At 39.8% G+C, this 17,158-nt stretch carries 2 protein-coding genes; one reads left to right on the top strand and one right to left on the bottom strand.

Translation table 11 applies throughout. From position 1 onward, the window contains the following. Position 1: 1 nt before the first annotated feature. Complete coding sequence (locus GTQ43_RS09285; RefSeq protein ID WP_265272333.1) at positions 2–8,359, bottom strand: non-ribosomal peptide synthetase; 8,358 nt, start codon at positions 8,357–8,359, stop codon at positions 2–4. Between the two features lie 920 nt (positions 8,360–9,279). On the opposite strand from GTQ43_RS09285, the gene GTQ43_RS09280 reads away from it, so the two are divergent. Beyond that, positions 9,280–17,142 (top strand): type I polyketide synthase, encoded by a 7,863-nt coding sequence (locus GTQ43_RS09280; protein ID WP_265272332.1) that lies wholly within the window; start codon positions 9,280–9,282, stop codon positions 17,140–17,142. Positions 17,143–17,158 lie beyond the last annotated feature (16 nt).

The raw sequence follows: 17,158 nt of genomic DNA, 5'->3' as shown, positions 1-17,158 counted from the left end.
CTTAGTCAATTTCCGCCAGAATTTCGTCTAGTTCCTGTTGATTTAAGTTCGCCACTGGAAAATCAGAGGGAGTGTAGCCTCCAACTTCAGGAGACAGACAATGGTCAATCAGTTTTAGCAAAGCTTCGAGATACTTCTGAGCTAGTGATTCTACTGTAGAACTCAGATGCAGATGACGACTGTAGCTCCAGTTTATTTGTAACTGCCCTTCGACCACTCTGGCAGTAATATCTAAGAGATGAGTGCGATCGCTCTCTAAGCTATGATTTGCTCCTTTAGACTCAGTAGCCAATTTGCCATCAAATCCTAGCAATTGTCCCTGGTCGAATTGACCCAAGTAGTTAAAACTGACTTCTCTGGGAGGGAGTGCGGCTATTTGTGAACGAATTTCTGGCTCTTGACTCAAATAACCCAAAATTCCATAGCCAAGGCCTCGTTGAGGAATGGCTCGCAACTGTTCTTTAATTGATTTGAGAGCTTCTCCCGGATGATTTGGAGCTTGTAGTTGCAATACTACCGGAAATATGCTAGTAAACCAGCCTACTGTTCTAGATAAATCCACATCTGTAAATAAATCTTCCCGGCCATGTCCTTCTAAGTCAATTAATATTGTTGATTTTCCTGTCCATTCTGCCAAAGTTTGCACCAAAGCTGTCAACAGTACATCGTTGATTTGGGTATTGTACGCCGAAGGAACCTTTTGTAAGAGGGCACGAGTTGATTCTTCACTGAGAGTCAGAAATATATCGGTAGCACTGGCGACTGTGTTGTTTTGTTTTCCTGTAGTATTGTCTACTGGTAGGGAATTTACCTCAGACCAAGGCAGCTTTAACCAATAATCTAATTGCGATCGCAGTTTATCGGTTTTTCCATATTCTTGCAAAAGAATAGCCCAATCTTGAAAAGCTAGGGTTTTGGGTGGTAATTGGATCGTTTTTTGTTGTTCTAGCTGCTGGTAAGCTGTGAACAAATCTTCTACTAAAATCCGCCAGGAGACTCCATCAATAGCTAGATGGTGGATGACGATCAGTAATCTATCGTAGTTATTGCCTAATTCAAACAACACAACTCTCATCAACGGCCCTGCTGACAGATTTAGGCTAGCCTGTTGAGAATTGGAGATTTCCTCTAAGGTTTGCATCTGTTGCGATGCTGGAATTGGGGATAAGTCGATAACTTGAAAAGGTACTGGATCAGAAATGCGATCGTTTATTTGCTGCCATTTCCCTTTATCAAAGACAAACCGCAGACGTAAAGCATCGTGATGTTCTAGCAATTTGCTAATCGCTTGCGATAATAACTCTGGTTTCAGCTTAGAAGGAACTTGTAGCATTACCGATTGGTTAAAATGGTGCGGTTGCGATCGATTTTGCTCGAAGAACCAATGTTGAATCGGAGTTAGAGGTACAATTCCTGTAACTAAACCCTGTTGAGCCAATATAGATGTGACACTATCAGCGACAGCAGCTAGTTCGCTAAGGGTGGGATATTGAAATATCTGTCTAGGGGTAATTTTAATTCCTGCTTGACGAGCGCGGGCGACTACTTGAATGCTGAGAATGGAGTCCCCACCGATTTCAAAGAATTTATCGTTGCTACTGATTTGTTTAAATCCTAAAACATCTTGCCAAATAGTGGCTAAAATCTGCTCAACAGGTGTCTGTGGCGGGACAAACTCTTTTTCTCGTGTCAGTTCTACTTCTGGTATTGGTAACATTTTGCGGTCTATCTTCCCATTAGGAGTTAATGGTAGAGTTTCTAAGAACACAAAAGCTGAAGGAATCATGTAATCTGGCAATTTCTGCTCTAAGAAATGCCGCAACTCACTTATATTTGTCTGGTTTTTGCTGACTAAATAAGCTACGAGCCGTTTATGATCGGGGGTATCTTCCCGCAGAATCACTACTACTTGTTTGATTTGAGGATAAGTCTCTATAACTAATTCAATTTCTCCTAATTCAATGCGGAAACCACGCAATTTAACTTGATTATCGCTTCGACCGAGAAATTCAATCTTGCCATCGGGTAAATATCGAGCCAAATCTCCAGTTTTATACAATTTGCCATCCCCAAAGGGATGAGAAATGAATTTTTGGGCGGTTAATTCGGGTTGGTTAAGGTAGCATCGAGCTAAACCTGCACCACCAATGTATAACTCTCCGACTGTAAAGATGGGGACAGGTTGGAGATATTGGTTGAGAATGTAGGTTTGGGTATTAGCAATTGGTCTACCGATACTCGGTTGCTTGGTTGCGCCTTTTTGCACCAAACTAAATGTTGAGTAGGTTGTATCTTCTGAGGGCCCATAGAGATTGTAGACTCGTTCAATGTTTTGCTGCTGGTAAAGCTGCTGTGCGAGTTGATTTGATAAAGGTTCACCTGCGAGGTTAATTGTCCGCACACTCTGAGGTATACCCTGAATTTGTAGAAGTTGAGCGATCGCACTTGGTACAGTATTAATTAATGTCACCTCTTCAGCCGCTTTGACATTTGGTAAATCTAAGGCGTTCTCCGCAATAATTACCTTACCTCCCCAAGCCAAGGGTACAAATAGCTCAAAGACTGATAAATCAAAACAGATAGAGGTTGAAGCTAAAACACCCGCCAGTTCTTCGCTGCTAAAGACTTCTTTTGCCCAATATACCAGCGTCATCGGGCTATGATGCTCGATAACTACGCCTTTGGGTTTGCCTGTTGAACCGGAAGTATAAATAACATAAGCCGAATTGCGAGAATTTATTTGACTGATGAAATTTTTCTGACTCTCCAGGGAAATAGCAGCCTTATCTGTATCTAATATCACTACATTAGCTGTATTTTCAGGTAATTTTGCCAGCAAATTTTGCTGGGTAAGCAGCACTGATACCTGAGAGTCAGCCAAAATCACTTCTAAACGCTCAGTTGGATAGGCTGGATCTACTGGTACGTAAGCTCCCCCGGCTTTCAGAATCCCCAATAGTCCCACTACCATCTCTAGGGAACGTTCGACACAAATACCTACTAAAACTTCTGGTTTTACGCCTTTTGTGTGCAAATAATGAGCTAACTGATTAGCTTGCTTATTTAATTCTTGATAGGTTAATTGCTGATTTTCAAATACTAGGGCTACTGCATTGGGATGACGTTCTACTTGCTCTTCAAATAACTGATGAATACATTTATCTTGGGGATAGTTAGCTTGAGAATTATTCCATTCCACTAACAACTGCTGCTGTTCTGCATCCGCAAGTAAACAATAGTTTTCATATCGTTCTGACCATTGAGTAGCCATTGCTATCAGAGTTTTCTGATAGTATCCACCAATCAGTTTTATCTGCTCTTCCCCTAACTGATTGCCATCATATTTTAGGGTTAGCTCTACTTGGGAAGAAAGGGGATGAAGGCTAAAATTAGCTAGTAAGGTGAAGTTAGTTTGATTAAAAAATTTACCTCCTAATACTTCTAAATCTTTAACACCAATGATGCTTTGATAAACGTGAAAATGAATAAAATTAAAGGCAGTATCAAATAATGGCTGTCCGCCGAAAGTCTTTTGTAATTCAGCTAAGGGATATCTTCGCCAAGGTAAGCATTCTCTTTCGGTATCGAATGTCTGCCGTACTAAGTCGCTCCAAGTGCCTCCCAAGAGTTGTAAACGCAAGGGTAAAGTATTGAGAAATAATCCTAGTACCCTTTCTCCATCAGTATCCTCTAGTCTGCCATTAGATACCAAACCTGTGAGAATATCTGTCTGGTTAGTTAGTAAGTTCAATACCCGGAAATGAGCGGCTAACAAAACACTTTTGAGGGGAACTCCAATTTCTTTACTTAGCTGTTTCAAACTCTGAGAAACCGGAGAAGATATAGGAACTAACCAATCCCAATTTTTAGTTGAACTAGAGGATTGCGACCACTGTGGTAGTTTAGTAATTGTGATGTCCCTTAGTTTCTGTTGCCAATATTCCCGGCACTCTTGAGATTTGAGAATCCTTTGCTCTAAGGCGACAAAATCTCGAAAATTAATTGTTGGTAGCGGCGGCAAAGGCAGAACATTTTTACCCTGAAGATATAAATATTGTTGCAACAATTCGGTGAGGAATGAAGCGACACTCCAGCCATCCAGAATAGAGTGATGAAAACTCAAAGTTAAGTTAAATGTTTCCGAAGTGCGACGATGCAGATGAAAGCGCATTAAAGGCGGAAGATTCCAATCAAAATGTCGGGTTTTCTCCTGTTCAATCCAGTTATCAAGTGCTGCTTCTTGTTCAGTAGTGGATAACTGACTGAGATCGTCTAATGTTAATGGAATATCTACTTGCTGATGAACCAGTTGTAGTGGCTGTTGGTAGTCAGTCAAGGCAAAGCTTGTCCGTAGCACTCCATGACGATTTACTATCTGTTTGATGGCGTTGTGTAAAATCTGGAGATTGAGAGAAGCTCGAATGTGATAAGTAAAGACATCGTGGTATATCGGAACATTACCATGATATTCACTGTGGAAGATCATCCCTAATTGTAGTGCTGTCAGGGGATAGGCATCTTCTACACCTTCTGGTAAATTTAGCCGCTGTTCTGCCGAAATCAGGCTAAATATTTCTGTCTTTTGTGTGGGTAAAGGACTCAATTCCCGGCTAACTAAACTAGCCAATTCTTGAATTGTTTGATGTTGTAATAGCTGTGGTAAAGAAAAATCGAAACCAATTTGTCTAGCTTTAGCGATCGCCTGGATACCCCGAATTGAGTCTCCTCCTAGTTGAAAAAAGTTGTCGTGGATACCTACCTGTTCGATCCCCAAAACGTCAGCCCAAATTAGAGCTAATATTTCTTCAATGGGTGTACATGGTGCAACAAAGGTGTCTGCCAAGTCCAGACGGATTTGTTCTGGAGAGGGTAAGGCGCGACGGTCGATTTTGCCGTTGGCTGTGAGTGGGATGGCATCTAAGATCGCGAAAGCATTGGGCATCATGTATTCTGGTAGTCTGGTTTCTAGATAACTACGCAGTTGGGGTATGAGTTGACGATTTAACTTTGGCTGTAAAGGTTGGTTGGCATAAAATCGCCAGTCACCTTTGATTTCTCCCTGAGTGGGAGTAAACACTCTCAGAGGAACTGGCCCCTGACTTTGGCGTTGTACAAAAATGACATCATAGCTATCTAAAACGCTGGTATCCGACCAAGTAACAACTAAAGAATAAGACAAAGCCTCAGCTAGAGCATAAAAGTCATCAGGTTCTACTCCCGTCTCTGGAGCGATCGCATTGATGACGGCACGTAATTGGCTAGTTGTCTGCAATTCCTGGGGATTTTTGAGGAATTCGGCGCTTTTTAAAGATGTGACTAATCGTGCATTCGGTATCCGTGTAACTCCCAATATCTCAGGTTGTGTCTCTACTAGCAGATGTCGCACCGCAGACAAGGTGAGTTGTTGCTTCTGCCAGTTCAACCATTGAAGATTCTGGGGGCTATCTACCGCAGTTCCCACACGCAGTAGGACGTTGTAACGAAATTGAGTCAGTTCGTTGTGGTCTAGCCCTCGCTGTAAATAAATCTCTACATGACTAATTTGGGGAAAACGCTGCCGAAGAGCCATAAAGAAGGCTGGGTCAACTAGCAATTCATTTTCTTGGGCAATTTGCCTCTTTACACGCTGTTGCCACTGGGTTACAGATAAATCAGGTAAAGCTTTATGCAACTCTACAGAAGCGTGGAAAGCTTCTAGTAATTGTAGATTCCGCACATCTCCCAGGAAAATACAGCCTCCAGGGGCAACTGCATTTACTGCACCTTCTAAGACGCGCACCAAATAATCAATATGAGGAAAATACTGCACGACTGAGTTAAGGATGATGGTGTCAAATCCTTTTGCCTCTAAACCCTCAAAATTATCTGCTGCACGCTGCAATAAATTCACATTATCCAGCTTTGATCCTACTTTGTTCAATTGCTGCCCAATGTAGTCTAATGCCACTGCTGAGATGTCTGTAGCCCAATAATGGCGGCAATGGGGAGCAATTTGGAATAATATTAGTCCTGTGCCGCAACCAATTTCCAAGACTCGATTTGGTTGCTGGGCAAGAATTGTCTCCACTTTGTCGTTGAGCCACTGGCGCATTTGTGCGGCAGGAATGGGCTGACCTGTGTAGCTACTGTTCCAACCAACTATATTAAATGTCGGGTCTGGCTCTAGATTAGCTTGGCTGTAAGTCTGGTTGTAGAGTATCTGCCATTGCCATACTTGGTCGTTGAATAACTCTACTTCTTGGCTATGCTCAACAACATCGCTGGGTTGAGAATTTTGGACGATGTAAGCAATGAGGTTTTTACTGCCAGTTTCTGCTTCGTGAGCTATGACAACAGCCTGTTGAACTGCTTGGTGCTGGCTGAGTACAGTTTCAATTTCTCCTAGTTCGATGCGGAAGCCACGAATTTTCACTTGGTGGTCGATGCGACCAAGAAATTCAATATTGCCATCGGGTAAATAACGAGCTAAATCACCGGTTTTATATAATTTGCCATCACCAAAGGGATGAAAAATAAATTTCTGGGAAGTTAATTCGGGACGGTTGAGGTAGCCACGGGCTAAACCAACACCACCGATATGTAATTCTCCTACTATCCCAACCGGAACCGGTTGCAGATATTGGTCGAGGATGTAAATTTGGATGTTGGCAATGGGACGACCAATGGGAACTATCTGGTGTTGAATCTGTGGTAAACAATGCCAGGATGTGACATCAATCGCTGCTTCTGTTGGGCCGTAGAGATTGTGCAGTTCGCAGTTAAAACGCTCAAAAAAACGTTGTGTCAGGTCATAGGGTAGTGCTTCTCCACTACAAATTACTCGCTTTAAGCAACTGCAATCTTCTAGCTCTGGTTCTTGCAGAAGGACTCGCAGCATGGAAGGCACAAAATGGACGGTAGTAATTTGTTGCTGTTGGATGAGCTTAATTAAGTAAGCACTATCTTTATGTCCTTCTGGTTTCGCCATTACCAGAGTTGCCCCTGTTAATAACGGCCAAAACAGTTCCCATACTGACACATCAAAACTGAAGGGAGTTTTTTGCAAAATGCGATCGCTTGGTGTTAACTGATAAGTATCCTGCATCCATAACAAGCGATTACTAATACCTTTATGGGTATTCATTACTCCCTTCGGCTTCCCTGTAGAACCAGAAGTATAAATTACATAAGCTAAATTTTCACCTTTGACACCACTATTGATATTGTTCTGATTTTCTCGGTCAATAGCTTGCCAATCTCCATCCAAAGACACAACAATTACCTGATGCTCTGGTAACAATTCCGTGAGTGATTGCTGGGTGAGCAACACTTTCACCCCCGTATCTTCCAACAAATAACTCAAGCGTTCTGGGGGATAACTGGGGTCTAATGGCACATAAGCTCCCCCGGCTTTGAGAATCCCTAATAGTCCCACCACCATTTCTAAAGAACGCTCTATACAAATACCTACCAATACTTCTGGTTTCACACCTAGTTTTTGCAAGGAATGCGCTAATTGATTAGCTCGTTCATTTAATTGTTGATAAGTTAGTTGTTCGCTTTCAAATACCACCGCAACAGCATCGGGTTCTTGCTCTACTTGCTTTTCAAATAACTGATGGATGCATTTATTTTGGGGATATTGAATCTCTGTATTATTCCATTTTGTCAGTAATTGGTGCCGTTCTGCTGTTGTTAAGATGTCGATTTCTGACAATTCACAATTAGGATTAGCCGTCACACATTCTAGAATTTGGAGAAAATGCCCTAGCATTCTCTGGATAAAGTCTCCATCAAAAGCATCTGGCTGGAAAGTTACAGCAACAGAAGTATCTTGAGCATCAATTTCAAAAACTAATTGAAAGTTGTTTAACAAAGAACTGCGACTGCAAAATCCTTCTTGGAGCAAAGCAACATCAAAAATTGCGTCTGGATTTCCATCTCTTGCCAGAAATGTTTTGATAAAAGCATCGACATCATAGCTTTGGTAGCGATATCCCTCTTGGAGATGACTACGGGTTGTTTTTAATAAATCCTTAAATGATGTGAAATTTTGACCATTGAAGCGCAAAAAAATAAGGCTATCAGATTCGTCTAGGTTTAAAGCACCGGTTGCTACTGCAAACTCTTCTTGAGCAGTATATTTAAATATTAGCAATTTGATTGCTAAGAGATATAAGGCGAGCTTATTAACAGGAGAATTAGCAGTTAAATTATATATTTTCTCACGCAAACTTACAGATATAGTATCAAATATTGTTACTTTTTCCTCGGCTTTATGCTGATTTACATGATTAAATAAAGGTGTAACTGGCTGAATATCTATAAGTTGCCGAATTTGGTAATCTAATGAAACAATATTTGCTTTTGTAAGTTCCATAAACTTCTCCATAAATGGTGTTGCACATTCGATTAATGGTTTTTTCTGGAGAATTGCAACATTGCTGATAAATTAAAATAGGAAATCGAGACTAAATCTACACCATAATCTTTTGAAAAACAATCAGTCAACAAGATAAATGTCATCTGTCTTTCATGTTGGGATGCTACTAAAAGCCATTGCTGATAAATTAAAATAGGAAATCGAGACTAAATCTACACCATAATCCTTTGAAAAACAATAAGTCAACAAGATAAAATGTCATCTGTCTTTCATGCTCGGATGCTACTAAAAGCCAGAGTGCTTAGTATCAATAGAATTTTATGCATAAAAGCCTGATTGTAAATTTTTTTTAGTAGAGGTGCGATCGCTCTATAAAAATAGGCTGTAATTTTTACTTTTAGTCTGACTATTTTTTAACTTGAGCTAAGTGTAGCACAAGAGTGATTTATCGCTGCGATCGCAGCGATAAATCAGGAAATAGATAAAATAAATTCAGACAGTTAAGACAGTTAAGACAGTTAAGACAGTTAAGAAAAAATAATTTATTTGCTATTGCATCTTGAGCTTAATATTGAGATGCTATTGAAGCATCAGAAAAATTTAATTCTACCTGTATATTATTTATATAATGCTAATACTACATGGATTACAAAAGTTACAGAACTGGATTCGCGGATCAAAAATTTAAAAAGTTATAAACTATTTCTGTATTGGGCTATTGATTCAGTAGCTAATACTATAGAATTTAGATTGTCCATCAGACAAAATGCGCGATCGGTCACACTTTAGGGAAAAGTGTTAAAAAGTCATTAAAGCCAAACTCCATTAGCTGTTTATAGACTACCGAGATAATCAGTTTTAATTTATACATACTTTTGTCCTCAAGAAATTTTTGCAACACAACCCAAACAACTCTTATGATTTTGCATGAACAATCTTATAGCCAGCATAATCAAGAAGAAATATTCAAAAAATCAATCAGTTTTGGTGGGCAATTAGAAGATATTTTCCGAACTCTCCCAGAAGTTTTGGCTGATGCTGCTTGCCATGAAAGCAAAGGGATTACATATATCCAAAACGATGAATCTGAATATTTTCAGACTTATAAAGATTTATATAACGACGCTCTAAATATTTTAAATGGGCTTTATCAGTACGGACTCAAATCAGGAGATAAAGTCATATTTCAAATTGGCAAAAATCAAGATTTTATCCCTGCACTCTGGGGTTGTTTTTTAGGCGGAATTATCCCAGTACCTCTGACCACCGCTCCCAATTATGATTTAGACAACGCCGCAGTTAAAAAGCTTTACAATGTTTGGCAGGTTTTAGAGAAGCCTGTTATTTTCTCAGACTGTGAATTAATTACTGAAATTGAAAAATTAGAATCTCATTTAGAGGGATTACGATTAGTATCGATAGATGATTTGCGAAGTAATAAATCTCGATTAAACCAAAACTCCCCGAAAGTTCTTCATCTTACACCACAAGATCCAGCATTGTTACTCTTCACATCTGGTAGTACAGGTCTTCCCAAAGGTGTGATGTTGCATCATTGCAACCTTTTATCGATGTCCGCCGGGACAGTGCGGATGAATAATTTTACCCCCGCAGAAGTTACTCTGAATTGGATGCCATTAGACCATGTGGGAGCAATAGTATTTTTAGGGATTATGGCGGTAGATTTGGCTTGTCATCAAATCCATGTGCCAATTGAATTAATATTGCGTCAACCCCTGAAATGGTTAGACCTGATTCAAAAGCATCAAGCTACTATTTCGTGGTCTCCCAACTTTGCATTTTCCTTAATTAATCAACACGCCGAAAAACTTAATCAATCTTCTTATGACCTCTCCTCAATGAAGTTTTTAGTGAATGCAGGAGAGCAAGTTTCGGTCAAAACTATTCGCTTATTCTTAGAACTTCTAGAAAAACATCAACTGCAAGATAGAGTTATTAAACCAGCATTTGGGATGACTGAATCTTGTTCTGGAATTACTTGGTCAGCAGGTTTAAGCAAAGATGAATTGACACAAGATAATAGTTTGGTATCTCTCGGACGACCGATTCCGGGAGCTACGATTCGGATTGTTGACCAAGAGAATAATGTCTTACTAGACAACGAAATTGGACGACTTCAGATTCAAGGGTTTTCCGTTACAGAAGGATATTATAATAACCCTGAACTCAACCGAGAAGTTTTTCAAGAGGGAGGTTGGTTTAGTACGGGAGATTTGGGCTATCTCCACAATGGTGAGTTAGTGATTACTGGTAGAGAAAAACAAGAAATTATTATTAATGGGATAAATTACTTTGCCCATGAAATTGAAACAGCTATAGAAGAATTAGATGGTATAGCTATTTCTTATACATCTGCATTTGCAGTTTTTGACCAAAATAGAGAAACAGATTTATTAGTTATTACTTTCAGTTCCGAATCAGAACATCTGGAACAGTGGGTAAAATTAGTTAGAGAGGTTCGCAGTCATTTAACTCAGAAGGTAGGAATTGCACCTGCTTACGTGATTCCCTTAGAAATGGGTCTAGTTCCAAAAACATCTATTGGTAAGGTTCAAAAGGCTAAATTAAAAAAAGACTTTGAGCAGGGATTATTTACCACTCGTATCCAAGAAATTAATGACTATTTAGCTAGAGAGAGGAACAAAACCCAAAGTTTACCCCAGTCTGAAAATGAACGCCAAATCGCAGAAGTCTGGTGTGAAGTTTTGCAAGTTTCGGCAGTTGGTTTACACGATAATTTCTTTGAGTTAGGAGGTCATTCTCTCCACTTAATTCGTGTCCAAAACCTGTTAGAAAAACTTTTCGAGCGTCAGTTACCTCTGGCTGAGATGTTTAAAAATTCTACAGTTGCGACATTAGCCAGTTTCTTAACTCAAGAACCAAATTCAACAAAGGCTACAGCAGAAAAAAGTCGTAAACGTGCCGAGAATCGTTCGCGTCGGAGTAATGACACTCATGATATTGCTATTATTGGCATGGCTGGGCGATTTCCTGGAGCTAACAATCTGCAAACTTTCTGGGAAAATCTAAAAAACGGAGTTGAAGCAATATCCTTCTTTTCTGAAGAAGAATTATTAGAGTCGGGGGTTTCTCCTGAACTATTCAATCAACCTAACTATATCAGAGCAAGACCGATTATTGACAAAGCAGAATATTTTGATAGCGACTTTTTTGGATACACAGACCGAGAAGCCGAATTACTCGATCCTCAGCAGCGTTTACTGCTGCAATGTAGTTGGGAATGTTTAGAAAATGCTGGTTACAATCCTAACTCTTACGAAGGAGCCATTGGGATGTTTGCTGGTGCAAGTATGAACACTTATTTTATCAATAACTGTTATCCCAATCGCGGCCAATTAGATAGCACTGACGAATTGCAACCCTTCACATTAGATTCGACGGGAGGGTTCCAAACGATGGTGGCTAATGACAAAGATTATTTGACGACGCGGATTTCTTATAAATTAAATCTGCGCGGCCCTAGTGTCAATGTCCAAACAGCTTGTTCCACCGGATTAGTAGTTGTGCATCTCGCCTGTCAAAGTTTGCTGAGTGGAGATAGTGACATGGCTTTGGCTGGCGCTGCTTCGGTTAACTCTCCTCAGAAGATTGGTTATTTGTATCAAGAAGGTTCGATTATTTCTCCAGATGGGCATTGTCGCGCCTTTGATGCCCAAGGGAATGGCACTATTTTTGGCAGTGGAATTGGGGTTGTTTTGCTCAAGAGACTCAAAGACGCTTTGGCAGATAACGATGATATTTATGCCGTCATTAAAGGGTCTGCCATCAATAACGACGGTGGCACAAAATTGGGATTTGCAGCACCTGGAGGAGAAGGTCAGACTTCAGTAGCAGAGGAAGCTTTAGCCTTTGCAGGAGTAGAGGCTGATACTATAGGTTTTGTCGAAGCTCATGGTACGGGGACAAAACTCGGAGACCCCATCGAAGTCGATGCTTTGGCTAGAGCATATAGTGCTGCTCAACCGGGAGAATGTGCTTTGGGGTCTGTGAAAACAAATATCGGACACATGCAAATTGCTTCTGGTATTGTTGGTTTGATCAAAACTGCTTTGGCTCTCAAACATCAAATTATTCCACCAACTCTACATTTCAATAATCCCAATCCCCAAATTGATTTTTCCAAAACTCCTTTTTATGTCAATACTGAAGCTATATCTTGGGCTGCAAAGCAACGAGATGGCAAAGAATTGCCACGACGGGCAGGGGTGAACTCTTTAGGAATTGGTGGTGTGAATGCCCATATTGTATTAGAAGAAGCTCCTGTCATTATTCCTCAGCAGCATGAGATAGAGCGCCCCCACCATTTATTGACACTTTCTGCAAGAACAGAACAAGCTTTGGTAGATTTGGCAAAAAGCTATGGGGAATTTCTCGAAAATCATCTAGAAAGTGATATCTACAATGTAGTTTTCACAGCAAATACTAGCCGGATTAAATTCTCGAATCGTTTAGCTGTGACTGGCTCCCAGGTTAGTGATTTTGTAGACAAATTGCGTGGTTTTGGACAACAAGATTCAGAGTCAGTGATTCACGCTCAAGTTGATGAAAAGAAACCTCCAAAAATTGCCTTTTTGTTCACGGGACAGGGTTCTCAATATATTGGAATGTCTCATCAGCTTTACCAGACTCAACCAAGTTTCCGGCGAACTTTAGACCAATGTGAAACGATATATCGAGAACTAACTGGTAAATCTTTACTAGAAGTTATATTTGCTAATTCTGATGTAGTTTTAAATCATCCATCTTATACTCAACCAGCTTTATTTGTGATCGAAGTAGCATTAGCCCAACTGTGGCATTCTTGGGGTATTCAACCCACTGCTGTTTTAGGACACAGTTTAGGCGAATATGCGGCTGCTTGTTTCGCGGGGGTTTTTGATATTGAAAGTGGCTTAAAACTCGTCACAAAACGGGCAAACTTAATTGCTGAATTGCCAGCAGAAGATGGGGCGATGGCGGCTATTTTTGTGGATGAAAACTTTATTCATCAAGCTTGTGAGAGTCAAGGAATAAAAATAGCGATCGCAGCTATCAATACAAAAGAACATACAGTAATTTCCGGCGAACAAACAAACATTCAAAAACTCTGTGAATATTTTATCAATACAGGTGTTAAAGTTCGCCAACTCAAAGTTTCTCATGCCTTTCACTCACCACTAATAGAACCCGTATGCGAAGAATTTAAAAATATTCTGCGGGAAATTAACTTTGCTAAACCCCAAATTCCTATTATCTCTAATCTGACGGGAGAGGTTGCTGATGACAGCATTTTTACTCCTGAGTATTGGATTCAACATTTATTGCAGACTGTGCAATTTAACCAAGGAGTTTTGTCTCTGCAATCTTTAGGGTGTGATACTTTTATCGAAATTGGCCCTCAACCTGTTTTATTAGGAATTGTCCAGTCATGCATAGCTTTATCTAATCCTCTAATATTACCAAGTCTCCGGTCAGGATTTTCTGATTGGGAGGTTATACTAGCAAGTCTTGGTAAGCTTTATGTTCGCGGTGCAGAGATAGATTGGTTTGGCGTTGATAAAGATTATCAACCGAGAAGATGCGCTTTACCAACCTATCCTTTCCAGCAACGCCGACATTGGATTCCCTTAAAAACTCAATTATCAACTTCCTCACAAGAGTCTAGTTTAATCAAGATGCTATCTCAAAAAGATACAACAAGTTTGATGCAGACTCTACTAGAAACTGGTAATTATTCGGAAGGGGAAAAACAAACTTTATCGACAATTGTTCAACAATTAATTAAGCTGCATCATCAAGATAATGGTAATTCTGATTTTGACAATTTATATTACCAGCTTGAATGGTTGCCTTATGCATTATCCAATAGAAAACTACAGAATTTAGCAAAGCTTAGAACTGATTTAGACTCTTATTTGCGAGAGCAAATAAAAACTGCACCAATTACGGGAGTTTCTCTAGCTTTTGCGGAGATGGAAAAACTCAGTGCAGATTTTATTGTCAAAGCTCTAAAAGATTTGGGATTATTTAAAATCAATAGTATCCTATCTCCAGACGATAGGATTAAAGAAGAGTATAGATTGCTATGGAATCATTGCCTGAAGATATTGGCAGAAACAGGGATACTAGAAAAGCATGGTTCTGATTGGAAAATAATCAGTGAGCCGAGACAATCTAACCCCGATCTAATAGTAGATAATTTGATTGCTCAGTATCCCAATGCGCGGATAGAACTGACACTATTTAGTCGAATTGCTGCCAATTTAGCGGCGATATTTACAGGAAAGATTTCTCCTTTATCTATCTTATTTTCACAAGATGGACAAATTGGAGCCACACAGTTTTATAAAGATACCTCTTGGGCAAAAGTTCTCAATCTTGGTATTTCTAAAACAGTTGAACTTTTATTAACAAACTATTCTCAAGTAGAACCAATTCGGATTCTAGAAATTGGTGCTGGAACTGGCGCAACTACTCATCATCTGCTAGAAGCTAGTGCCTCTCATCAGATTTCCTACACATTTACTGATATCTCTCCATTCTTCCTAGAAACTGCTAGAGAGACTTTTGCTCAGTTTCCTTTTATGGAATACAAAGTTTTAGATATCGAAAAAGACCCGGAGACTCAAGGTTTTTTACCTAATTATTATGATTTGATTATTGCTGCAAATGTAGTACATTCTACACAGGATTTGCAAGGTGAAACTTTACCCCACATTCGAGGTTTACTGCGTCCTGGTGGACATTTATTACTTCTAGAGCTTACCAATCAGTCCCGGTGGATTGATTTGATATTTGGTGTGACTCAAGGTTGGTGGCGATTTAGCGATGCCTACGGCGGCAAGCTACGCAATTTACGCCCAGATCATCCCATAATTACAGCATCTACTTGGCAATCTATCCTCATAGAGTCTGGTTTTGCTCAAGCTGAATTTGTCTCTCCTGATGAAGAAATTGGTAGCCCTTTATTTCAGCAAAGTATCATTGTTGCTCAAAATACCGATAAAAACAGTGATATTTCGGGGAATTGGCTAATTGTTACCGATAGGACAGACAACTTACCCTTAGCAATTCAAGAGGAACTGATAAAATATCATAGCTCCTGTGCGATCGCTCATCCAGAAGATAGCTTTGATTTCGCCACTTCTTCATCTTGGCGAGGGATTATTTATCTTGTGGATAGCGATCGCACTAATCAATATGAATCTACTTTACTTAATCGCTGTAGCTATTTTTTAAATCTTCTCCAGGCGATTAAAAAAATAACTAATCCTCCCAAATTATTCCTCATCACCGAAGGCGGTCAACCCTTCGGACTAGATCGACCATCTTTTGTTACTCAGTCTCCCCTGTGGGCGTTGGGACGGGTGATAGCGCTGGAAGAACCCGAATTATGGGGAGGAATGATTGACCTCGACCCCCACGCCGATATTGCTACTTTCCTTCCAGCATTAACAAATTCTGTTGGAGAGGATCATCTTCTCTTCCGCAACAGTCAAGCTTATGTGGCGCGTCTAGTTCCACAAGAATCTTTACCAACAAAACCAGTGGCGATTAAAGCCCAAGCGACCTATTTGATTACAGGCGGTATCGGTCATCTGGGACTGAAACTGGCTCACCATTTGGCTGATTTGGGTGCAAAAAATCTCATTTTGACTACACGGCAAAAATTTCCACCGCGAAGTGATTGGGATTCACAAAGAGAATTTGCAGAAGTTATTCAAAATCTGATTACTTTAGAAAGTAAAGGTGCATCTGTAGAAATTTGTCAAGCAGATGTGGGAGATTTTCAGCAAATGTCTGATATCTTTGCCAGCATCAAAAAAACAGCTTATCCGCTACGGGGTATTTTCCATCTGGCTGGAGTATCGGGACGGAAAGTGCGATTGAGTGAGTGTACATTGGATGATATTAAAGAGGTTTTTCAAGCTAAAGTTAACGGTTCTTGGAATTTGCATCAGTTATCTTTAGAAACTGAACTAGACTACTTTGTATTTTTCTCTTCCGCCGGGGCAATTTGGGGAGCTAAGGAACAAGGTTTATACGATGCTGCTAGTCATTCTATGGATGCTTTAGCTCATTTACGTCATCTGCAAGGATTACCAGCTACTACTTTGAATTGGGCTTTATTAGCTGGTAATGGTATAGTTTCCGAAGAGTATGAAGACTGGCTCAATAAGATTGGCATGAAAGAAATTGCTTTAGATAGAGCTTTTAAGGCAATGGATGCTATTATACAATCTGGTCAAACACAATTTTTACTTGCTGATGTAGATTGGGTACAGTTTAAAAAGATTTATCAATTTCAAGGCAATAAACCTCTTTTAGAAAAATTGGGAAAAACCCAAATTTCTATTAAATCTGTTAAAAAATCAAGTTCTTCCCGCCGATTTATAGAAGAGGCTCCGCCAGGAGAACGCAGAGAATATTTATTTGAATATATTGGGAAGCAAGTGGCCACTATTCTAGGAATTAAGCAGATTCCTGACCCAAATCAAGGATTTTTAGAAATGGGGATTGATTCTCTGCTTTCTATTGAATTGAAGAGTCGTTTAGAAAAAGGTTTAGAGGTTTCTTTACCTGCTTCCTTGATATTTGATTTCCCTAATGTTACAAGATTAGTAGAATATTTAGTGGGACAAGTTTTTGGTTGGCAAGTTAATGCAACTGTGGAGGTTGTGGAGGTTAAACAAGAGGTTAGTGATGAGCTAATTTTGCAAGAGCTTGCAGATTTAGAAGCTTTTCTTGGTAATTCTTAATTCGTAATTAATTTAG

The sequence above is a fragment of the Nostoc sp. KVJ3 genome, assembly GCF_026127265.1.
GTDB lineage: Bacteria > Cyanobacteriota > Cyanobacteriia > Cyanobacteriales > Nostocaceae > Nostoc.
Note: the sequence above shows the minus strand (reverse complement) of the source record. Positions and strands in the feature narration are given on the sequence as shown.

Bases quoted from the DNA above. Each gene is read 5' to 3' on its own strand.
- GTQ43_RS09285 (WP_265272333.1), bottom strand. From the start codon at position 8,359: ATGGAACTTACAAAAGCAAATATTGTTTCATTAGATTACCAAATTCGG.
- GTQ43_RS09280 (WP_265272332.1), top strand. From the start codon at position 9,280: ATGATTTTGCATGAACAATCTTATAGCCAGCATAATCAAGAAGAAATA.